The following is a 20,385-nucleotide window of genomic DNA, read 5'->3' as shown; positions in this document are numbered from 1 at the left end:
TTCAAACGTCCTGCACTTTTTGCCGCGCGCCAGAGGCAGACTGGACCCGAGCGCCGACATGACGCTCCCAAAGATCCGGCCTGCGTAACCGTGTGTCTTCCTCGGACTGGCGTTGCCGCCACTCCGCGATTTTCGCATGATCCCCCGATCGCAGCACTTGCGGGATCGTGCGCCCTTCCCATTCCTGGGGGCGGGTATAGTGCGGATATTCGAGAAGCCCGTTTTCGAACGACTCTTCATGCCCGCTGGAAGCCGCGCCCATTACGCCGGGAAGCAGCCGAATGCAAGCATCGAGCAGCATCAGCGCGGCACATTCACCGCCCGAGAGCACGATATCGCCGACCGAGACTTCCTCGACCTGACGGCCCTCGAAAATCCGCTCGTCAAACCCCTCAAACCGGCCGCACACGAGGATCACGCCCGGGCCTGCCGCCAGTTCGCGCACGCGGGCCTGGGTCAGCGGCTTGCCGCGCGGGGTCAGGGCGATGACGGGGATGGTTCCAGCCCCTCCACCACCGACCCCTCCACCACCGACTTCGTCGGCGGTCCCCCTCCCCATTGCATGGGGAGGATCAACAAGGTCCTCCCCATGCAATGGGGAGGTGTCAGGCAGCAAGCCTGACGGAGGGGTCTGAGCCATCATCTCCCGTGCATGATCAATCGCCCGCGCCAGCACATCGACCTTCAGCACCATGCCCGCTCCGCCGCCAGCAGGCGTGTCGTCGACCGTGCGATGCTTGTCGTTGGCAAAATCGCGAATCTGGACCGCATCGAGCGACCACTTGCCCTCGCCCAGCGCGCGCCCGGCCAGGCTCACGCCCAGCGGGCCGGGGAACATCTCGGGATAGAGGGTAAGGACAGCAGCCTGAAAAGTCATTCGAAGGGATCCAGCAGGGAAGAGCGCCGCTTAGCCGCGCTTGCCCCCGCGCGCCAGCCCGCGATCAGGCCCGAGGGCAGCGAAAGCAGAGCCATAACCGCCACGAGCAGCAATCCGGCCCCCAGCGCCCGCTGGGGCGCGTCGTCAAGGCTGTCGTTGCTATCGGAGATCAGCAGCGAAACATACCCAACCAGCCAGAGCGTGGCCAAAGCCCCCGGCACCAGCAAGGCGCCCACAAACGCCAGCCTGCCCCGCGACCAGTCCTGCCAGTTGCGCGCGACAACCCGCATGGCGAGAATCTGGAAAACCGCCAGCAAGGCCAGCAGAACGATCAGCACAAGGATCGCAAGGACCACGGCAACACCCCGTTTCATGCACCAAGAGGCTGAAATACCTGCCCGGCGGGGGTGTGATGATCCTACTGTGCGTAGAGCGCGTCAATGACCAGGCGCTGGGCGTTCCATTCGGGAACCGCTTCTTCGCGCATGGGGACCATGAATCGCTTGCCATCGGGGCGCTCGATGTCGAGCACGTCACCCGCGCCATAATTGTCGACCGCCACGCACGTGCCCAGCACGGTGCCATCGGTCGAATGGGCGGGAAGGCCGATCAGGTCGGCATGGTAATATTCGCCGTCGTCCAGCGGCGGCAGCTCCGCGCGGGGGACGGTGAGCGCGGTGGAGCGAAGGCCTTCCGCCGCGTTGCGCGTGGTCACTTCGGCAAAGCGGGCAATCGCCCCGCCCTTGCCGTCGTCGCGCAGCTTGACGAGGGTGAGCGTGCCACCGTTGAAGGCCTTGTAGCGCTTCAGGGCGGGCACGCCCTCACCGAACAGCTTGAGGCGCACCTCGCCGGCCACACCATGCGCGCCGGCGATGGCCGCCAGCGTGACCGGACGATCGTGCGTCATGCCGTTCCGTCAGCCTCAGGCTTCAGCCGGCTCGGCAGCGGCAGCAGCCGCGGCTTCAGCAGCCGCTGCGGCCTTTTCAGCCTTGTCTTCAGCGCGTTCCTTGGCCTTCTTGCCGGGTTCGCCGCGCTGCGGGTTGTTGGTGGGGGCGCGTTCCTTGATGCCGGCCTTGTCGAGCAGACGGGCAACGCGGTCGGTCGGCTGGGCGCCAACGCCGAGCCAGTAGCGCACGCGGTCTTCGACCAGACGCACGCGGTCTTCGGCGTCCTTGGCGAGCAGCGGGTTGTAGGTGCCGACCTGCTCCAGATACTTGCCGTCGCGGGGTGCGCGGCTGTTGGAAGCAACGATCTTGTAGTAGGGGCGCTTCTTGGAACCGCCACGCGACAGACGCAGAGAAACAGACATTTACTTACCTTTCAAACAAACCGGGAATTTTTCGAAAATCACTTCTTCTTGAGCAGGTCGGCCAGATTGGAGGGAAGCCCCCCGCTGCCCAGGCCCGGCAGGCCGCCCATTCCGCCCATGCCACCGCCCATTCCGGCGCCACCAAGGCCACCGGGCCCGGCCTGCTGGTCAAGGCCCGGCATGGCTGCACCAAGGCCGCCCTTGCCGAAGAGGGCGCCAAGGCCCTTGAGCCCGCCCATCTTCTTGATCTGCTTCATCGCCTTGCCCATTTCCTGGTGCATCTTGATGAGCTTGTTGACATCCTGCACTTGCGTGCCCGAGCCCTTGGCCACGCGGATCTTGCGCTTGGCGTTGAGCAGTTCGGGCTTGGCGCGTTCCTTGGCCGTCATCGAACCGATGATCGCGTCCATGTGGAGCAGGACCTTGTCGTCCATGCCCGACTGGGCCATCGCCTGCTTGGCCTTCTTCATGCCCGGCATCAGCCCGGCCAGCGCGCCAAGGCCGCCCATGCGCTGCATCTGCTGAAGCTGCGTGCGCAAGTCGTTCATGTCGAACTGGCCCTTGGCCATGCGCGCGGCGAGCTTCTCGGCCTCGTCCTGCTTGATCGTCGCGGCCGCCTTTTCGACGATCGAGACGATGTCGCCCATGCCCAGGATGCGGCCAGCCACGCGTTCGGGCTGGAAGGTCTCGATGGCGTCGAGCTTTTCGCCGGTCGCGGCAAACTTGATCGGCTTGCCGGTGACCGCGCGCATCGAGAGCGCGGCGCCCCCGCGGGCGTCGCCGTCCATGCGGGTGAGCACGACACCGGTGAGATCGACCTCGCCGGCAAAGGCCTGCGCCACGTTGACCGCGTCCTGACCGGTCAGCGAGTCGACCACCAGCAGCGTTTCACGCGGGGTCGAGATGGCGGCAACGGCCTTCATCTCGTCCATCAGCGCCGAATCGACGTGGAGGCGGCCCGCGGTGTCGAGCAGCAGCACGTCGACCGCCTGCAGCTTGGCCGAACTCATCGCGCGGCTGGCGATCTCGACCGGCGACTGGCCCGGAACGATCGGCAGGGTAGCCACGCCAACCTGTTCACCCAGAACGCGAAGCTGTTCCTGCGCGGCGGGGCGATTGACGTCGAGCGACGCCATCATCACCTTCTTGCCGCGCTTTTCCTTCAGCAGCTTGCCGATCTTGGCGGTGCTGGTCGTCTTGCCCGAGCCCTGAAGGCCGACCATCATGATCACGACCGGCGGGGCCGCGTTCAGATCGAGATCGGCGGCCTCGCTGCCGAGCATCTCGACCAGCGCATCGTTGACGATCTTGACGACCTGCTGGCCGGGCGTGACCGACTTGAGCACCGACTGGCCCACGGCCTCCTCGGTGACGCGGTCGACGAAGCGGCGCACCACCGGCAGGGCCACGTCGGCCTCCAGCAGGGCGATGCGCACTTCGCGCATGGCGGCGCGGACGTCTTCTTCCTGAAGCGCGCCGCGTCCGCGCAGGCGGTCGAAGACGCCGCCAAGCCGGTCGGAAAGACTGTCGAACACGCGCAGCTCCTACATTGCCAAAACCAGCCCGGCCTTCCAGAACGCGAAAAACGCCGGTGGGCGAAACCTCGCCGACCAGCGTGCGCCTTGCCGAAAGAGCGGGGGCGTACAAAACCAAAAATCACGACATACCTCGGGCGAATCCCGAAATACGTCTGGCGGGGCCTTTACCGTGCCCCCATCCCCTTTGCAAGCACCCCCTTTGCAAGCCCTCTCATCGCGCCCTGATTCGAAATTCGCCGGGGAGAAGGCGAATGCCGCTTCGCCCCCCCGACACCCCCTTCTCCGCCCGGCAACATGGTGAATATAATTAACCACGCCATGCGAACTGTTAACTGATATTTTAAGATGGCTTACGTAGACAAGGGCCATTCCAGACAACAGACCATCGGATCTTCCCCCGCATGACGAGTCCCGCAGACACGAACGGCACCGCTGCGCGTGCGCCCGCCGGAACCCACCGGGCAGAGCGCGACATCGTGGCGCTGGGGATCATCGTGGCCGCCCTCATTCTGTTTGTCAGTTCGGGCGCAACCGTGCTGCCCCGCACACTCCACCACCTGCTGTTCGGTGGCGTGCCGGCTGATGCGGTCCTGTCCAACGCCTTGCTGCTCAACATCGCGCTGATCATCTTCGGCTGGCGCCGCTATGCCGAGTTGACCGCCGAAGTGCGCGAGCGGCGCAAGGCCGAGGACGCGGCCCGTCAACTCGCCTATACCGATCCGCTGACCGGCTGCCTCAACCGGCGCAGCCTCGATGGCGCCATTACCGCGCTTGTCGAGGAAGCCCGCAGCCAGGACAAGGCCGTCGCCCTGCTCGTGCTCGATCTCGACAAGTTCAAGCGCGCCAACGACCTTCACGGCCACCAGATGGGCGACGCGGTGCTGGTCGAAACCGCCAGCCGCCTGCGCGCGATCCTGCCCGAGGAGGCGATCATCGCGCGCATCGGGGGCGACGAGTTCACCTGCGCGCTTCCCTTCGAGGCCGCCCATCCCGAGACGGTCGAACTGATGGCCGAGCAGTTGCTGGTCACGCTGTCCGAACCGATCAGCCTTGCCGGACACGCGGTCGAAGTGTCCGGCTCGCTCGGGCTGGCCCGCAGCGACACGCCCGACATCGCGCCCCAGACCCCCTCGCCGCAAGTGGCCAGCCAGCTCCAGCACTTTGCCGATCTGGCGATGTATTACGCCAAGAGCTGCGGACGCGGGCGCTATGCGTGGTTCGAGCCGACGATGGAAAAGGAACTGCGCTTCCGCGCGGAACTGGAAACCGGCATCCGCGAGGGCATCCCGCGCGGGGAATTCGTGCCCTATTACGAAAAGCAGATCGATCTCGATACCGGCCGCCTGACCGGATTCGAGATGCTCGCCCGCTGGCATTCGCCGCGCTACGGCCTGATCGCACCCGACGTGTTCATTCCCGTGGCCGAGGAAATCGGCCTGATCGCGCCGCTCTCGGAATGCCTGATCCGTCAGGCCCTGATCGACGCGCGCGAATGGGATCCCTCGCTCACGCTCTCGGTCAACATCTCGCCGATGCAGTTGCGCGACCCATGGTTTGCCCAGCGCATGCTCAAATTGCTGGTGGAGACGAATTTCCCGGCCCACCGCCTCGACATCGAGATCACCGAGACCTGCCTGCACGAAAACCTGCCGGTCGTCCGCTCGCTGGTCGCCAGCCTCAAGAACCAGGGCATCGGCATCAGCCTCGACGATTTCGGCACCGGCTACAGCTCGATCGCGCAACTGCGCTCGCTGCCCTTCGACCGGATCAAGATCGACCGCAGCTTCGTCTCCACGCTCGATTCCTGTCAGGACAGCGCCACGATCGTCAGCGCGATCACCTCGCTGGGCAAGGGCCTGCGCCTTCCGCTCACCGCCGAGGGGATCGCCTCCGACGCAGTGCTGGCCGAATTGCGCAAGCTCGGCTCGTTCAAGGGACAGGGCTATCTCTATGGCCAGCCCCAGCCCGCCAGCGCCGTGCGCACCGCGCTGGCCGAGCAGGGCCTGCTCGCCCCTGCCCTCACCCAGCCCGCCCCCGCGCTGGTTTCGCCCCCCGTTTCCTCCGCGCCTTCCACCGCGCCCGAACCGGATCAGGCCCGCCGCGCCTGAGGCCTGCCTTGCGCACGCGCCTCTTGGCGCCTAGATCGCGCCGATGCGCATTCCCTTTCTCAAGATGCACGGCCTGGGCAACGATTTCGTGGTGATCGACGCGCGCGTCGAGCCGCTGGCGATATCGGCGGCGCGCGCTAGTGCGCTGGCCGACCGGAACACCGGCATCGGCTGCGACCAGTTGATCGTGCTCGAACCGTCCGAACGCGCCGATGTGAAGATGCGCATCTTCAACCCCGACGGCAGCGAAGTGGGCGCCTGTGGCAATGCCACGCGCGCGATCGGCCTCCTGCTCGCCCCCGAGCACGCCGGGCACACCCGGATCGAGACCGGCGGCGGCCTGCTCGAAGCCCATGCCACGAACAGCGGCATCGCCGTCGACATGGGCGCCCCCCGGTTCGACTGGGACGCGATCCCGCTCGCCTATGCAATGGACACGCTGGCCATGCCGCTGGGCTGGGAAACCCTTGAAAACCCGGTGGCGGTCAATGTCGGCAACCCCCATGCGGTGTTCTTCGTGCCCGATGCCGATGCGGTGGACCTCGCCCGGCTGGGCCCGGTCATCGAGAACGACCCGGTATTCCCCGAGCGCGTGAACGTCAATGTCGCCAGCCTGATCGGCCCCGACCACTTGCGCCTGCGCGTGTGGGAACGCGGCGCCGGGCTGACGCGGGCCTGCGGCACGGGCGCCTGCGCCACGGCCATCGCGGCCATGCGCCGCAAGTTGACGGGCCGCAGCGTCACGGTCGAGCTGCCCGGCGGCCCCTTGCGGATCGACTGGCAGAACAGCGGCACGATCCTGATGACGGGCCCGGCCACGACCAGCTTCGAGGGCGCCTTCGACGACGCCCGCTACCCGCTCTGAGGCCGTCTGCGCCGATGAGCCGGGAGAGTGCGCCCGCTCAGGTCGTGACGCTGGGCTGCCGGATGAACCTGGCCGAAAGCGAATCGATTCGCGCCCTGCTCGAAACCGACGGCGGGCACACGGTCGTGGTCAATTCCTGCGCCGTTACCGCGCAGGCCGTCAGCCAGTCGCGCCGCGCGGTGCGCCGCCTGCGCCGCGACCATCCCGAGGCCCGCCTGATCGTGACCGGCTGCGCGGCCACCATCGACGCCTCCGGCTTTGCCGCGATGGACGAAGTGGACGGGGTGATCCCCAACAGCGCCAAGCTCGACCCCGCGCGCTGGCAAGTGCCCGCCCCGCCCCCGCGCGCCCCTTCGGCGCACCACACCCGCGCCTTCGTGCCGGTCCAGAACGGCTGCGACCATGCCTGCACGTTCTGCGTGATCCCGCAAGGGCGCGGGGCCAGCCGCTCGGCCCCGGTCGCCGATGTCCTGCGCACGGTCGAAAGCCATCTGGCGCTCGGCGTCCACGAAGTCGTCCTTTCGGGCATCGACCTGACGAGCTGGGGTGCCGATCTTCCCGATGCGCCCCGCCTCGGCGAACTGGTCGCCGCGATCCTGCGCGCCTTCCCGGAATTGCCGCGCCTGCGCCTCTCCTCTGTGGACGGGGTGGAAATCGACGAGACCCTGCTCGCCCTGCTCTGCGAAAACCCGCGCGTGATGCCCCATGTCCACCTCTCGCTGCAATCGGGGGCAGACATGGTGCTCAAGCGGATGAAGCGCCGCCACACCCGCGCGCAGGCGCTCGATCTGGTCGCCACGCTCCACGCCCGCCGCCCCGAAATCGCCATCGGCGCCGACCTCATCGCCGGGTTCCCGACCGAAGACGACGCGCACCACGCCGACACGCTCTCGATCGTGCGCGAGGCGCGAATCGTCCATGGCCATGTCTTTCCCTATTCGCCGCGCCCCGGCACGCCCGCCGCGCGCATGCCGCAGGTAGACCCGGCCCTCGTGCGCGAACGCGCAGCGCACTTGCGCGAAGCCGTCGCGCAAGAACGCGCGCGCTGGCTCGCCTCGCTGGTGGGAATCCCCGCGCAAGTGCTTGCCGAACGCGACGGCAGCGGCCATGGCCCACACTTTGCGCCCTATCGCCTGCCCCCCGGCACGGCGCCGGGCACCCTCGTCACGCTGACACCCACGGGAATCGAAGAAGGAATGCTGGCATGAGTAGCGACAGCTGGTCGGATCGCCTGTTGGGCGGCTTCCGCAAGACGTCGGAGCGTCTGGCCGGCAACCTGGCGGGCTTTGGCGGCTCGACCCGGCTGACCGAGACCCAGCTCGACGATCTGGAAGACGCGCTGATCATGTCGGACCTCGGCCCGCGCGCAGCGGCCCGCATCCGCGCGCGGCTGGCCTCGGCCCGCTTCGAGGAAGGGCTCGACGACACCACCTTGCGCCAGGCCGTGGCCGACGAGATCGCCGCGATCCTGCGCCCGGTGGCCAAGCCGCTCGACATCGTGGCCTTCCCCCGCCCGCAGGTGATCCTCGTCATCGGGGTCAACGGCTCGGGCAAGACGACGACGATCGCCAAGCTCGCCCACCTGTTCCAGGAACTCGACTATTCGGTGATGCTGGCCGCGGGCGACACCTTCCGCGCGGCGGCCATCGGCCAGCTCAAGGTCTGGGCCGAGCGCCTTGGCGTCCCCATCGTGACCGGCCCTGAAGGGGGCGACCCGGCCTCGGTCGTGTTCGACGCGGTCAAGGCGGCGACCGACAAGGGCACCGACGTGCTGATCGTCGACACCGCCGGGCGCCTGCACAACAAGCGCGAACTGATGGACGAGCTGGCCAAGGTCCGCCGTGTTCTGGGCCGCCTCAACCCCGAGGCCCCGCACGATGTCGTCCTCGTGCTCGATGCCACCAACGGGCAGAACGCGCTTCAGCAGATCGAGATCTTCAAGGATGTGGCGGGCGTCTCGGGCCTGATCATGACCAAGCTCGATGGCACCGCGCGCGGCGGCGTGCTGGTGGCCGCCGCCGAGCAATATGGCCTGCCGATCCACGCCATCGGCGTTGGCGAGACCATCGACGACTTGCGCCCGTTCGACCCGGACCTGCTGGCCAAGGTCATCGCAGGGGTCTTCCAGTGACCACGAACACCACCAGGCCCAAGAGCGCGCCCAAGAGTTCCTGGGTCAACCTCGCGGTCGACTATGGCCCGCTGCTGGTCTTCTTCCTCGCCTATCGCCAGTTCAGCCCGCCCAAGGGGACGGGCACGGGCGTCGAAGTGGGCGCGGTGGTGGCGATCACCAAGAGCACGGTGGCCTTCATGGTCGCCACGGTCGTCGCACTCATCGTCTCGAAGTGGCGGCTGGGGCGGATTTCGCCGATGCTCTGGCTTTCGACCGTGCTGATCATGGGCTTTGGCACGCTCACGGTGTTTCTGGGCGATCCGTTCTGGATCCAGATCAAGCCGACGGTGATCTACCTGCTGTTTGCAGGGGCCCTGTTCGCGGGCCTCGCGCGCGGCAAGGCGGTCTTGCGGATGCTGCTGCAAAGCGCGTTCGACGGCCTCGACGAGGCGGGCTGGCGCAAGCTCTCGCGCAACTGGGCGTGGTTCTTCCTGTTTCTGGCCGGGCTCAACGAAGTGCTGCGCCACACCCTCTCGTTCGACGGCTGGCTCAGCGCCAAGCTGTGGGGCGTGAGCGCGCTCTCGTTCCTGTTCACGTTTGCGCAGATCCCGATGCTGCTGCGCCATGGCCTTGGCGGCGAAGAGGTCCGCGACGACGAGACCATCACCCCGCACGACTGAACCACGGGGAACCGCCTGAACCGCGTGCGCGTTACCCGCTTCACGAACCCACAACCGGGAGTGAAGGATACATGCGCCGTTCCATTCTTGCCGCCCCTGCCCTGATGCTGCTGGCCGGGGCCGGGCTGTCGGCCTGCTCGCAAAAGACCCAGGATCAGGCCGATGCTGCGGCCAGTTCCGCCGCCGACGATGCAGGCCGGGCCGCCGAAAAGGCTGGCGCGGCTGCCGACAAGGCGGCCGATTCGGTCTCGGATGCCGCCTCGAAGGCTTTCGACGACGCCAGCAAGGCGGCTGACAAGGCCGCCGATGAAGCCGGCCACAAGATCGACAAGGCAGCCGACAAGGCCAGTGTCGCCGCCGACCGGTTCGGCAACCGGGTCAAGCAGGGTGCCAACGAGGCCGACGCCGCGCTCAAGCAGTAACCCACACACGACAACGCCCGGAAAGCCCCTGCGGGCATCCGGGCGTTTGCGCGTCTTCCCTTGAAAAGACGTGTCAGATTTTGAGCTGGCTGCCCAGTTCGACCACGCGGTTGGTCGGCAGGCGGAAGAACTCCATCGCCCCGGCGGCATTGCGCAGCATCCAGGCAAACAGCTTTTCCCGCCAGATCGCCATGCCCGGCTTGTCGGACGGGATCAGCGTCTGGCGCGAGAGGAAGAAGCTGGTCTTCATCATGTCGAACGGCGTGCCGCACGTCGTCACCGTGCGCAGCGCGGCGGGAACGTCGGTCTCCTCAAGGAACCCGAAGCGCAGCTTGAGACGGTAGAACCCGTTGCCGAAATCCTTGACGTCCGCGCGCTCGGCCCCGTCGACATAGGGCACGTCCTGAATCTGCACGGTCAGGATCACCACCCGGTCATGCAGCACCTTGTTGTGCTTGATGTTGTGCAGCAGCGCCGAGGGCACGCCATTGGAGGCCGAAGCCATGAAGATCGCCGTGCCCGCCACGCGCGCGGCGCTCGAATGGGCCGACTTGGTGAAGACCTCCAGCGGGATCGACCCTTCGGCCATCCCCGCGCGCATCAGCGCCCGCCCGCGCGACCAGGTGGTCAGCAGCGTGAAGATGCTGATCCCCATGGCCAGCGGCACCCAGCCGCCATCGGGGATCTTGGTGAGGTTCGCCCCCAGATAGCCAAGGTCGATCGCGAAGAAGAGCGCGAGCAACCCGCCAGCCAGCACCGGGCGCCAGTTCCACAGCTTGACCAGCACCACGCCCAGCAGGACGTTGTCGATCATCATCGCCCCGGTCACCGCGATGCCATAGGCCGAGGTCAGGTTCGAGGAATGGCGGAACACCAGCACCAGCAGGACCACCGCCACCATCAGCGCGGTGTTGATCACCGGAATGTAGATCTGCCCCGCCGAGACACTGGTATAATGGATCGTCATGCGCGGGATGAAGCCGAGCTGGATCGCCTGCCGCGTGACCGAGAACGCGCCCGAGATCACCGCCTGGCTGGCGATCACCGCCGCAAGGCTGGCAATGATCAGCAAGGGCCACTGGAACCAGTCGGGCGCGAGATAATAGAACGGGCTGACCAGCGCGGCCTGCCCTTCGCGCATCAGCAGCGAGGCCTGCCCCAGATAGTTGAGCACGAGCGCGGGCAGCACCAGCGCCAGCCACGAGATGCGGATCGGGTTGCGCCCGAAATGGCCCATGTCGGCATAGAGCGCCTCGGCGCCCGTCACCGCCAGAACCGCCGCGCCCATCGCGAGGAAGCCCCGGAACGGATCGGCCGCGAACATCGCCACCGCATGATGCGGGCTGAGCGCAAGGATCACGCCGGGCAGCGACACGATGCTGACCAGCCCGAGCACGGCGATCGTGCCAAAATAGAGCAGCATGATCGGCCCGAAGAAGGTCGCCACGCGCTCGGTCCCGCGCCGCTGGATCAGGAACAGCCCGATCAGGATCGTCACCACCATCGGCACGACCCAGACCTGCATGCTCGGCTGGTAGACCGCGAGGCCTTCCATCGCGCCCATGACCGAAACCGCCGGGGTGATCATCGAATCGCCATAGAACAGCGCCGTGGCAAAGACCCCGAGCAGGACGATCCCGCGTCCCCAGCGCTTGCCCGCCGTGTGCTGGTTGATCAGCGCGAGCAGGGCCAGGCTGCCGCCCTCGCCCTTGTTGTCGGCCCGCATGATCACGGTGACGTACTTGAGCGTCACGATGATCATCATCGACCAGAACATCAGGCTGACGATGCCGTAGATGTGCGTCTGGTCGAGCGGGAGCCGGTGGTGCCCGGCAAACGTGTCGCGCAAGGCATAGAGCGGGCTGGTGCCGATGTCGCCAAAGACGACCCCCACCGCGCCCATGGCCATCTTGAGCAGGCTGGCATCGTGGCCATGATGGCCCCCGTGATCGCCCGAAACGGATTCGGCTTCCGCAGCAGCCGCCGGGGATGATCCCGCCTGGCCAGTGCCTTTCGTTCCCGCAGCGCCGACAGCAGCGGTCGAGCCCCCTGCGCCTTCTGCATCACCTTCGGCATTGTTCATGGCAAAGCTGCCCCCAGGCCACAACGGCCCTCAAACCACAATCTGGTATCAACAATCCTTCAACAGCCTGCAAAGCCGCCGAATCGAGCCGCGCTTAGCACCGGCGCCCAACATGAAGCAATGGTGACTGAAGACGGGCACAAAGCCCATCCCGACCAAATCTATTTCGCACTTGCAGCATTCGAGGCCGGGGCAGCCGGCTCTGACGGCGTACTTTCGGGGACTTTCGCGTGTTCACCACTTGTCGCTGGCGCTTGTCCACTGGCCGCGATCAATTGGTCGAGCCGTTGCAGGCGCAGGGCCAAATCCGCGCGATACGGCGCGTCGGCAGGGGCCTTGCGCAGCAGATCGGCCCACATCGCGCGCGCGGCGGCCAGCCGGCCCGACTGTGCCAGCGCCAGCCCCATGAAGAACGGCGGGCCCGGATGATCGGGCGCGATGGCCGCCGCACGGCGGAACGCGAACTGGGCGGCAGGCGTGATCAGCCCCTCGCTGTGGCCGACCAGCGCATTGCCGAGCGCCACCTGAATATCGGCATCGTCGGGATTGGCGCGCGCGGCCTTGCCCAGCAGGTCGGCGGCGGCGCGAAACTGGCCCTGACGGGTCAGCGCATCGGCCATGATCAGCCAGGCCTGCCCCTTGCCAAAGGCCTCGCCCATCTGCTGGCGCTCCTTGATCAGCGCGGCATCGGCCAGTTGCGGGGTTTCGGCAGGCGGCGTGGGCGCGCCGGGCAAGCCGGGATGCCCCTGCACGGCATAGCCTGCCAGCCCCAGCAACAGCGCCGCCCCGGTCACTTCCCAGCCGCTGCGCGGCAGGCGCAGGGCCAGCACCATCGCGCCAAACGCCAGCGCGGCCAGCCCCAGAATCAAAACCCAGATCATGCTTTCTCTCCGCCACCGGCACGCGTGCGGGTGCGCCGGAAACGGCCCCGCAGCAGGAGCGCGGCCAGCCCCAGAAACACCACCGGTGCGGCGAACAGCGGCCAGGTCAGCGGCTTTACCTGCGGGGTATAGGTCACATAGTCGCCATAGCGCGCGATCAGCCACTGGCGGATCGCCTCGGGGTCTTCCCCTTTGGCGATGCGCTGGCGCACCTCGTTGCGCATGTCGCCCGCCATCGAGGCGTCGGAATCGGCAATCGACTGGCTCTGGCACTTGAGACAGCGCAGCGTTTCCATCAGCGCCTGCGCCTTGGCCTCCTGCGCCGGATCGTCGAGCTGGCGATAGGCATAGGGCGCGGGCGGCAGGCTGTCCTGCGCCAGCACGGGTGCTCCTGTCGCCAGCGCAAACACCGCAGCCAGACCCACGAGACGGCGCGCGCTCACTTCTCGGCCTCCTTGAGCCCGGCATTCTTCAGGCCGGCCTCCTTCAGCTTGCCCAGGATCATCGCCACGTCATCGGGCATGATCGCGCCGATGTGCTGGTAGCGGATCACGCCATGGGCATCGACAACGAAGGTCTCGGGCACGCCGGACGAGCCGATGCCCATCTGCACCTTGCTCAGGTCGTCCTTGCCGATGCGGGCATAGGGATTGCCATTCGCAAGGAGGAAGCGGGCCAGATCGTCCTTGCGGTCGCGGATCGCCACGCCGTCGATCTCCACCCCGGCAGCGGCCAATTGCGCCAGTTGCGGCGATTCGGCGATGCAGGGCACGCACCACGAGGCAAAGACATTGAGCAGGCGCGGATGACCACTGGCAAAATGCGCGCTGTCGAGGCCGGGCCGCTCGTCGCTGCCGGGCGGCAGGTCGAAGGCGGGCAGCGGCTTGCCGATGAACGTGCTGGCCACCTCGCGGTCGCCGGGCCGGACAAGGCCATAGATCACCAGCGCCAGAAAGGCCGTGAACAGGACCAGCGGCAACCAGACCGCCAGCGCGGGGCGTCGGGGCGCGGGGTGATGCGGCGCAGGGCCTTGCGCACCCGTTTTCAAAGGTTCGCTCATCGCCCCTGCCTTTCCCGCCGGAACGCGATCTTGTCGACCGCCACCAGCCGCTTCACGTCGCGCGCCACGCGCCCGATCAGCGCGAGCAACCCGCCAAAGCCCACCAGCAGGCCCCCCAGCCAGATCAAGGGCACGAACGGCTTCCACCAGAAGCGCATCTGCCAGCGCCCGTCCTCGCCCTCTTCACCCAGCACGACATAGAGCTGGCCGTTCCAGCGCGTGAGCAGCGCCGATTCGGTGCGCGTGCCCGGCGGATTGGCAAACGTGCGCGCCTGCGGGTTGAGCACGACCGGCGCCCCCCCGGCATAGCGCGCCGAAACCGTGGCCTGAAGCGCGGTCCAGTTGGGCCCGGCGACCGGATCGATGCGGTCGAGGCTGAGCGCATAGGGCCCGACCTGACGGCTCTCGCCCGGATTGAGCGCGGCCAGCTTCTCGATGGAAAAGGCCGCCTCGCTCGCCATGCCCAGCAGCGCGACCGCGAGGCCGAAATGGCTGATCACCATGCCCCAGGTCGGCAGCGGGGTGCGTCGCAGATTGCGCCCGCGCAGCGGCAGCAGGCTGGCCACCGCCAGCCCCCCGCCAAGGCCCAGCCCCAGCGCAGGCAGCAGCGCGACATGGGCCGCAAAGGCCGCCCCGGCCCCGCCCAGCGCAACGAGCGCCGGGATCGCCAGAACCGGCGCCACGCGGCGTGCGCCATCGTCCTTCCAGCGCAAGAGCGGCCCCACGGCCATGACCACGATCATCGGAAAGGCGAAGATCGCCGAGACCGGGTTGAAATAGGGCGGCCCGACCGAAACCTTGACCCCGAACGCCTCGGTCAGCAGCGGATAGAGCGTGCCCACCAGCACGATGCCCAGAATGCCGCAGAGCATGACATTGTTGAACACCAGGCTCGCCTCGCGGCTGACGAAAGCAAAGCGCGCGCCCTCGGTCACCGTGCTGGCGCGCAGGCCAAACAGCAGCAGCGCGCCGCCGATATAGATCGCCAGCAGGATCAGGATGAAGCTGCCGCGCGTGGGATCGACGGCGAAGGCATGAACCGAAGTCAGGATGCCCGAACGCACAAGGAACGTGCCGACCATCGACATCGAGAACGCCACCACGCCCAGCATCACCGTCCAGGCCCGCAACGCATTGCGCGCGGCCAGCACCGACACCGAATGGAGCAGCGCGGTTGCCGCCAGCCAGGGCATCAGCGAGGCGTTCTCGACCGGGTCCCAGAACCACCAGCCGCCCCAGCCCAGCGTGTAATAGGCCCAGTACGAGCCCGCCGTGATCCCCAGCGTCAGGAAAATCCACGCGCCCAGCACCCAGGGCCGCATCGCGCGGGCAAAGGCCGGGCCGACATCGCGGGTAACCAGCGCGCCCACGGCAAAGCTGAAGGCGATCGAAAGCCCGACATAGCCCACGTAGAGCGTGGGCGGATGGAACGCGAGGCCGATGTCCTGCAACAGCGGGTTGAGCCCGGCCCCTTCGGGCGCGGGCTGGGGCAGGCGTTCGAACGGATTGGAGGAGAGCAGCAGGAACGCATAGAACCCGAGGCTGACGAAAGCCTGCCCGGCCAGCGTGGCGATCAGCGTGTCTTCCGCCAGCCGCTTTTCGACCAGCGCCACGAACGCGCCGCCAAGGCTCATGATCGTCACCCACAGGAGCATCGAGCCCTCGTGGTTGCCCCAGGCCCCGGCGATCTTGAAGATCATCGGCTTGGCCGAATGGCTGTTCTCGGCAACGAGCTTGACCGAAAGGTCGGTGGTGACGAACAGCCAGATCAGCGCGGCAAAGGCCAGCGCCACCAGCACGCCCTGCATCATCGCCACAGGGCGGATCACCCCGCGCAAGGCCGCGCCCCGGGGCCGCAGCGCAAGGGCGCCTGCAATCAGTTGCAATGCCGCGAGCGCGGCGGCCATCCACAGGGCGGCCAGACCCAGCTCGGCGATCATTTCGTGTCGGCCACCACGGCCTTGGCCTGGGCCGAGGTCATGTCCTTCATTTCGCGCGGCACATATTTCTCGTCATGCTTGGCCAGGAGGTTGTCGGCCACAAACGTTTGTCCTTCCATGCGCCCTTCGGCCACAACGCCCGAGCCTTCGACGAAAAGATCCGGGGTGATCCCCGAAAAGCGCACCGGCACGCGCGCCTTGCCATCGCCGACGATGAAATGGATTGTCACCCCGTCGGGCATCGTGCGGATCGAGCCTTTCTCGACCATGCCCCCCAGACGCACCGCGCGCCCCTGTTCGGGCGGATGGGCGACCAGATCGCTGGGCACATAGAAATAGCTGGCCTGTTTGGAGAGCGCCCAGGCTGCCAGCAGCCCCGCGCCAACCAGCGCGGCGAGCGCAATGACCAGCAGAACCAGTCGCTGATGCTTGGCCTTGATCGCGCTCATCTGTCCCTCTTGCCCTTATTGCGTGCGGCGTCGCGGCGGCGCTCGGCGCGCACCATCGCCCAGAGCGTCCAGCCCACCAGCAGCAGCGTTCCGGCCACCCCGATGGTCAATGCTGCGGCCACATAGTGCCATTGGTCCAGCCGTTCATGCATGATAATCGATTGTCCATACTCGCATGGGGGTCAGACGGGAGATCAGGCCATCGCCTTGCGGCGCAACCGGGCCTCGGCCTGGATCTGCGCCAGAAGCGTGCGCATCCGCGCCAGCACGACCCCGCCGAAGATGCACGAGAAGCCCAGCGCCGCCACCAGCAGCGGCCAGAGGAAGGCCGGATCAATGGCCGATTTGCCAAATGTGATCGAGGCGGGCTGGTGCAGGCTGTTCCACCAGACCACCGAGCGGTTGATGATCGGGATGTTGATCGCGCCGACCAGCCCGAAAATGGCGGTCACCCGGCTGGCCCCGCCGCCCGCCGCCGCATCGCGCTGCGCCGCGCCCGCCAGCGCGATATAGCCGAAATAGAGGAACAGCAGGATCAGGAAGCTGGTCAGCCGTCCGTCCCAGACCCACCAAGTGCCCCAGGTGGGCCGTGCCCAGATCGAGCCGGTGATCAGGCATAGCGCCGTGAACGCCGCCCCCGGCACGGCTGCGGCGCGCGCAGCGATGGCCGAAAGCGGATGGCGCCAGACCAGTTCGACGATGCTGGAAACCGCAATCGTGCTCCACCCGGCCATGCCCAGCCAGGCGCAGGGCACGTGGATGAACATGATCCGCACGGTCTGGCCCTGCAACTGGTCGGGCGGGACCACGAACAGGCCCCAGGCCAGCGCACCGAACGCAAGGACCAGCCCCAGTCCGAGCAGAAGTGGTGTCAACCAGCGGGCGAACCGCAAAAACCGGGCTGGATTGGCAAAACCGTGCATGGCGATAAATTCGTTGACCCTGACCGTCCGGCTGTTCCCGGCCCCTTGCTTCGCTGTGCCATCGCGCCCGAACGAGGGCAAGCGAAACAGCCGAAACGGACCATACGCCTTTGGGATGAGAAGGCCTTGGGAAGGGGGATAAAAACCGCGCCATGCGCGCTGGCGGCCTTGCCTTTCGCAAAGGCCGCGATCTTGTCGATCAAGAGAAATGGGGCGATCGAAGGGGTTCGAACCCTCGACCTCCGGTACCACAAACCGGCGCTCTAACCAACTGAGCTACGATCGCCACAACGGTGCCCAAAGGGCTTTTCCGTATCCCCGTCCGTGCCTTTCACAAGTGCTCGGTGCGGGTGAGCGCCCTTGCAACAATAAGCCGGGCTTGGGAAGCGAAAACTTGCATCCGTGGAAAACTTTTTCAGCGATCCGCCGCCTCGCCCCAGGCCCGCGCGACGATTTTCGGGCGATCCTGCCCCCCATCGATCAGCACGTCTTCCCCCAACACGCGGCCATCGATGCGCGCCTCGATCCGCGCACGCAGCCAGCGATCCTGCGTCACCACCTCGTCCGGCGCGAATCCGGGAAGGCCCTCGGGGCCGGTCCCCCCCTGCCCGATCGGCTGGCCAATCATCCGCTCGGCCCGCGCGAGCGGCAAGACCTCGGGCGCGAACATCGCCAGCAGCCGCCCCTGCCCCGCGCGCAACGAGGCCAGCGCGACCGGCGAAGTGCCCACCTCGGGCAAGGCGCAAAGCCATGGCGCCAGACGGGCCTGCAAGGCGGGCGTCATCCCGCGCACCGCGCGCAGCTCGCCCACATCGACCAGCGGGCGCCCCGCCGTCCGATAGGGATGCGCCGAGGCGAGATAGACCGAATCTTCCGCCCCTTGCGGCAGGCTTTGCGAATCGCTGTCGATCCAGTCGGCCATGGCATCGGCGAGCGCGCCCGCCTGCCCCGCCCCGATACCCAGCGAAACCATCAGCGTGCGCGCCTCCATCAGCCCCGCCGGGCGGGCGCGCAGGCTGCCATCGGGCTGGGCCAGAACCAGCGCATTGACGTTGAAGCAATTGCCCCCCGGCCCCACGCGCCAGACGATGGCCCCGCGCGGCACGGCCCATTGCCCTTCCCCCGACGCCACGCTCCCGTCGGCAAGGCCTGCCAGAACGCGCGCCTCCCCCTCGGCCAGCGCCCGCTGCGCGGCCCCTTGCGCCTCGGCATTGGCGGCAAGGCCGGTCGCCAGCCCGAGCCGGTCGAGCATCATCGCCGCCACGATGGCCATGACCGCCACCAGCAGCAGAACCGCCAGCAAGGCCGCCCCCCGCTCATCCTGGCGTTTCCGGCCTTCCCACAAGTCTGCCATCAAGGACACCCGACCGGCACGATCAGCCGCAAGGGGCCCGCCAGCCCCGCCGGGCGCAGTTCGATCTGCATCGCCAGCGGCAGGCCATCGGGTGGTGCCGTCCATCCCTGATCGCCCACGGCGCGCCAGACCCCCGCCCTGTCGCGCACCCACAGGCGCGGCGCGCTGGCCAGCGGCAGAACCGCCAGCGCCTCGTCCGGGGCGCCGCCATCGGGCTGTTCAAAGGCCACCCGCACCAGCGCCTGCCCGTCCCAGCGCCAGACCAGCTTTTCGAGAGGACCACGCGCCAGCCCCTCGGGATTGGGCCGACCACCGCGCACCAGTTGCACGAGCCCGCCCGCCCCGCCCACGCGAAAGGCCGGAACCGGGGCTCCTTCCGCATCGCGCGTGCCCAGGGCCTGCGCCTGCGCCAGATCGGCCCGCCAGAGCGCGGTGAACCGCCGCAGCCTTGCCGCCTCGCCATCATGGCGCAGCAAGACCTGCTCGCTCGCCACGGTCCCGCGCAAGAGGTCGATTCCCGCAAGGGCCAGCAGCGCGAGAATGCCCAGCGCCACCAGCATCTCGACCAGCGAGAACCCCGCGCTGCGCGCCGCGCGCCGCGCCCTTTCCCCGCTCTTTCTCATGGCCCCGACAGCCGCGCCGCGCGGACCAGCGCTGCCTCCCCCGGCGCATCGGCCAGACGCACCACGATCCGCGCGACCGCCACCCCATGGTCGCGCACCACCTTGCGCTGCCAGACGAAGCGCCGCCCGGCATTGACCAGTTCGCCCTCACCATCACCCGCCAGCACGGGATCAGTGCTCCACTGCGCGGCCAGATTGCCCGCCACAACCTCGCGCAGCAGGCGCCGGTCGAGGTCGCCACTACCCTGCAAACCCACCGCCGTCAGCCGCAGCAGCGCCAGAGCCGCCACGGCAAATACGGTAAGCGCCACCAGCACCTCGATCAGGGAAAACCCGTTGGGCACGGGGACAGCCAGCACGGGAACAGGCCCACCCGGAACCACGGCAGGTGCCCCCCTCATGGCGCGGAGCCCCCCGAAAGCGAGACCTCTCCGTCGCGCGCGAGCACGACAGCCACGCCGCCCGAATCCCGATTGGCGGATTCGCGCCCCTGCGGCGCAAGCCGGATGGTCATCGCCGCGCTGGCCATGCCCATGCCATCGAAGATCACCCGGCGATGGTCCTGCCCCCCATCGAGCCGGATCACCAGCCCCGCAGGCCAGGCCCTTGCCTGCAACGAAGCCTCCCCCGGCTTGGCCCAGACACCGCCTGCCCGGCGCGAAAAGGCATAGCCCAGCGGATCGACATCGACCGCCATGGGCTGCCCGCCGATCACCGCCGCATCACGCGCCGCGCCCAGACGCGCAGCCAGACGCTGCCCCTCCGACCGGGCGAGCCCATCCCCCCGCGAAAAGGACAGCACCACCGCCGAGGCAGCCAGCCCGGCAATGGCCAGCACGACCATCAACTCGACCAGCGAGAACCCCGCGTCCCGTCCCGAAAGCACCATGGCCGCAGAGTGTCGCCAGCCCCGCGCGGCCACAAGCCGGGCAAGGTCCGCTTTCGAGGCAATGGAGAGAAAGGAAGAGAAGGAATACCGCAGGGGGCAGGGCCCCCTGCACCCCATTATCTTTGGATGGGGTCGTGCTTCTGGCCATGTCGAGTATGGCAACCAGCGCCAGTTCCCGGGGGTCCGGGGGCGATGGCCCCCGGTTTAATATCTTGATTTTCTGTTTTTTAAAAAATTGCAAAGGGGACGAACACCGGGGCCATGTTGCGCA

The 20,385-nt window shown here is 67.6% G+C and carries 23 protein-coding genes and 1 tRNA gene; 6 read left to right on the top strand and 18 right to left on the bottom strand.

Annotation, left to right across the window (positions count from 1 at the left end; translation table 11 throughout):
- Position 1: 1 nt before the first annotated feature.
- The 5 genes from trmD to ffh all read right to left on the bottom strand — a co-directional run bounded on the left by trmD (position 2) and on the right by ffh (position 3,721).
- A complete protein-coding gene (gene trmD / locus SBI20_RS14655) occupies positions 2-877 on the bottom strand; it encodes a tRNA (guanosine(37)-N1)-methyltransferase TrmD (protein WP_317975708.1) in 876 nt (291 codons plus the stop codon).
- On the bottom strand, positions 874-1,233 hold the full coding sequence (locus SBI20_RS14650) for a hypothetical protein (RefSeq protein WP_317975707.1): 360 nt from the start codon (positions 1,231-1,233) through the stop codon (positions 874-876). Before SBI20_RS14650 ends, trmD begins: the two co-directional genes overlap by 4 nt.
- Before the next feature lie 62 nt (positions 1,234-1,295).
- Positions 1,296-1,784, bottom strand: coding sequence for a ribosome maturation factor RimM (gene rimM / locus SBI20_RS14645; RefSeq protein ID WP_317975706.1), 489 nt, complete (start codon positions 1,782-1,784; stop codon positions 1,296-1,298).
- Positions 1,785-1,799: 15 nt separating this feature from the next.
- Positions 1,800-2,186, bottom strand: a complete 387-nt coding sequence (rpsP, locus tag SBI20_RS14640; RefSeq protein ID WP_317975705.1) for a 30S ribosomal protein S16 — start codon at positions 2,184-2,186, stop codon at positions 1,800-1,802.
- Between the two features lie 38 nt (positions 2,187-2,224).
- Positions 2,225-3,721, bottom strand: a complete 1,497-nt coding sequence (gene ffh, locus SBI20_RS14635; RefSeq protein ID WP_317975704.1) for a signal recognition particle protein — start codon at positions 3,719-3,721, stop codon at positions 2,225-2,227.
- Positions 3,722-4,125: 404 nt separating this feature from the next.
- Between ffh and SBI20_RS14630 the strand changes: the two genes are divergently transcribed.
- The 6 genes from SBI20_RS14630 to SBI20_RS14605 all read left to right on the top strand — a co-directional run bounded on the left by SBI20_RS14630 (position 4,126) and on the right by SBI20_RS14605 (position 9,912).
- Positions 4,126-5,832 (top strand): putative bifunctional diguanylate cyclase/phosphodiesterase, encoded by a 1,707-nt coding sequence (locus SBI20_RS14630; protein WP_317975703.1) that lies wholly within the window; start codon positions 4,126-4,128, stop codon positions 5,830-5,832.
- A 43-nt stretch (positions 5,833-5,875) separates the two neighbouring features.
- Positions 5,876-6,697 (top strand): diaminopimelate epimerase, encoded by an 822-nt coding sequence (gene dapF, locus SBI20_RS14625; protein WP_317975702.1) that lies wholly within the window; start codon positions 5,876-5,878, stop codon positions 6,695-6,697.
- A 14-nt stretch (positions 6,698-6,711) separates the two neighbouring features.
- Positions 6,712-7,905 (top strand): MiaB/RimO family radical SAM methylthiotransferase, encoded by a 1,194-nt coding sequence (locus tag SBI20_RS14620; RefSeq protein WP_317975701.1) that lies wholly within the window; start codon positions 6,712-6,714, stop codon positions 7,903-7,905.
- Complete coding sequence (ftsY, locus tag SBI20_RS14615) at positions 7,902-8,828, top strand: signal recognition particle-docking protein FtsY (RefSeq protein ID WP_317975700.1); 927 nt, start codon at positions 7,902-7,904, stop codon at positions 8,826-8,828. The genes SBI20_RS14620 and ftsY overlap by 4 nt, the downstream gene beginning before the upstream one ends.
- Entirely contained in the window at positions 8,825-9,490 is a 666-nt protein-coding gene (locus SBI20_RS14610; protein WP_317975699.1) for an inner membrane-spanning protein YciB, read from the top strand. Before ftsY ends, SBI20_RS14610 begins: the two co-directional genes overlap by 4 nt.
- Before the next feature lie 71 nt (positions 9,491-9,561).
- Positions 9,562-9,912 carry a hypothetical protein gene (locus SBI20_RS14605; protein WP_317975698.1) on the top strand — a complete coding sequence of 117 codons (351 nt, stop codon included), beginning with the start codon at positions 9,562-9,564 and terminating at the stop codon, positions 9,910-9,912.
- A gap of 73 nt (positions 9,913-9,985) precedes the next feature.
- Here the strand turns inward: SBI20_RS14605 and SBI20_RS14600 are convergent, their stop codons facing one another.
- The 13 genes from SBI20_RS14600 to SBI20_RS14540 all read right to left on the bottom strand — a co-directional run bounded on the left by SBI20_RS14600 (position 9,986) and on the right by SBI20_RS14540 (position 20,114).
- On the bottom strand, positions 9,986-11,995 hold the full coding sequence (locus SBI20_RS14600; RefSeq protein WP_411911531.1) for a potassium transporter Kup: 2,010 nt from the start codon (positions 11,993-11,995) through the stop codon (positions 9,986-9,988).
- A 161-nt stretch (positions 11,996-12,156) separates the two neighbouring features.
- Positions 12,157-12,876 carry a tetratricopeptide repeat protein gene (locus tag SBI20_RS14595; RefSeq protein WP_317975697.1) on the bottom strand — a complete coding sequence of 240 codons (720 nt, stop codon included), beginning with the start codon at positions 12,874-12,876 and terminating at the stop codon, positions 12,157-12,159.
- Positions 12,873-13,319 carry a cytochrome c-type biogenesis protein gene (locus SBI20_RS14590; RefSeq protein ID WP_317975696.1) on the bottom strand — a complete coding sequence of 149 codons (447 nt, stop codon included), beginning with the start codon at positions 13,317-13,319 and terminating at the stop codon, positions 12,873-12,875. Before SBI20_RS14590 ends, SBI20_RS14595 begins: the two co-directional genes overlap by 4 nt.
- Positions 13,316-13,936 (bottom strand): DsbE family thiol:disulfide interchange protein, encoded by a 621-nt coding sequence (locus SBI20_RS14585; protein ID WP_317975695.1) that lies wholly within the window; start codon positions 13,934-13,936, stop codon positions 13,316-13,318. Before SBI20_RS14585 ends, SBI20_RS14590 begins: the two co-directional genes overlap by 4 nt.
- Positions 13,933-15,876: a heme lyase CcmF/NrfE family subunit gene (locus SBI20_RS14580; protein ID WP_317975694.1), complete on the bottom strand. Its 1,944-nt coding sequence runs from the start codon at positions 15,874-15,876 to the stop codon at positions 13,933-13,935. The genes SBI20_RS14585 and SBI20_RS14580 overlap by 4 nt, the downstream gene beginning before the upstream one ends.
- Positions 15,873-16,325, bottom strand: a complete 453-nt coding sequence (gene ccmE, locus SBI20_RS14575) for a cytochrome c maturation protein CcmE (protein ID WP_317975693.1) — start codon at positions 16,323-16,325, stop codon at positions 15,873-15,875. The genes SBI20_RS14580 and ccmE overlap by 4 nt, the downstream gene beginning before the upstream one ends.
- A complete protein-coding gene (locus tag SBI20_RS14570; RefSeq protein WP_317975692.1) occupies positions 16,322-16,477 on the bottom strand; it encodes a hypothetical protein in 156 nt (51 codons plus the stop codon). Before SBI20_RS14570 ends, ccmE begins: the two co-directional genes overlap by 4 nt.
- 42 nt (positions 16,478-16,519) lie before the next feature.
- Positions 16,520-17,248, bottom strand: coding sequence for a heme ABC transporter permease CcmC (gene ccmC / locus SBI20_RS14565; protein WP_317975691.1), 729 nt, complete (start codon positions 17,246-17,248; stop codon positions 16,520-16,522).
- 209 nt (positions 17,249-17,457) lie between these two features.
- Positions 17,458-17,534, bottom strand: a tRNA-His gene (locus SBI20_RS14560).
- A 129-nt stretch (positions 17,535-17,663) separates the two neighbouring features.
- Positions 17,664-18,602: a type II secretion system minor pseudopilin GspK gene (gene gspK, locus SBI20_RS14555; protein ID WP_317975690.1), complete on the bottom strand. Its 939-nt coding sequence runs from the start codon at positions 18,600-18,602 to the stop codon at positions 17,664-17,666.
- Positions 18,602-19,225, bottom strand: coding sequence for a type II secretion system protein GspJ (locus SBI20_RS14550; RefSeq protein ID WP_317975689.1), 624 nt, complete (start codon positions 19,223-19,225; stop codon positions 18,602-18,604). Before SBI20_RS14550 ends, gspK begins: the two co-directional genes overlap by 1 nt.
- Entirely contained in the window at positions 19,222-19,626 is a 405-nt protein-coding gene (gene gspI / locus SBI20_RS14545; RefSeq protein ID WP_317975688.1) for a type II secretion system minor pseudopilin GspI, read from the bottom strand. The genes SBI20_RS14550 and gspI overlap by 4 nt, the downstream gene beginning before the upstream one ends.
- The gene (locus SBI20_RS14540) at positions 19,623-20,114 is read right to left on the bottom strand and encodes a GspH/FimT family pseudopilin (RefSeq protein WP_317975687.1); all 492 of its coding nucleotides are present in this window, start codon (positions 20,112-20,114) and stop codon (positions 19,623-19,625) included. Before SBI20_RS14540 ends, gspI begins: the two co-directional genes overlap by 4 nt.
- Positions 20,115-20,385: the final 271 nt, after the last annotated feature.

Source organism: Novosphingobium sp. IK01 (assembly GCF_033242265.1).
GTDB lineage: Bacteria > Pseudomonadota > Alphaproteobacteria > Sphingomonadales > Sphingomonadaceae > Novosphingobium > Novosphingobium pituita.
Note: the sequence above shows the minus strand (reverse complement) of the source record. Positions and strands in the feature narration are given on the sequence as shown.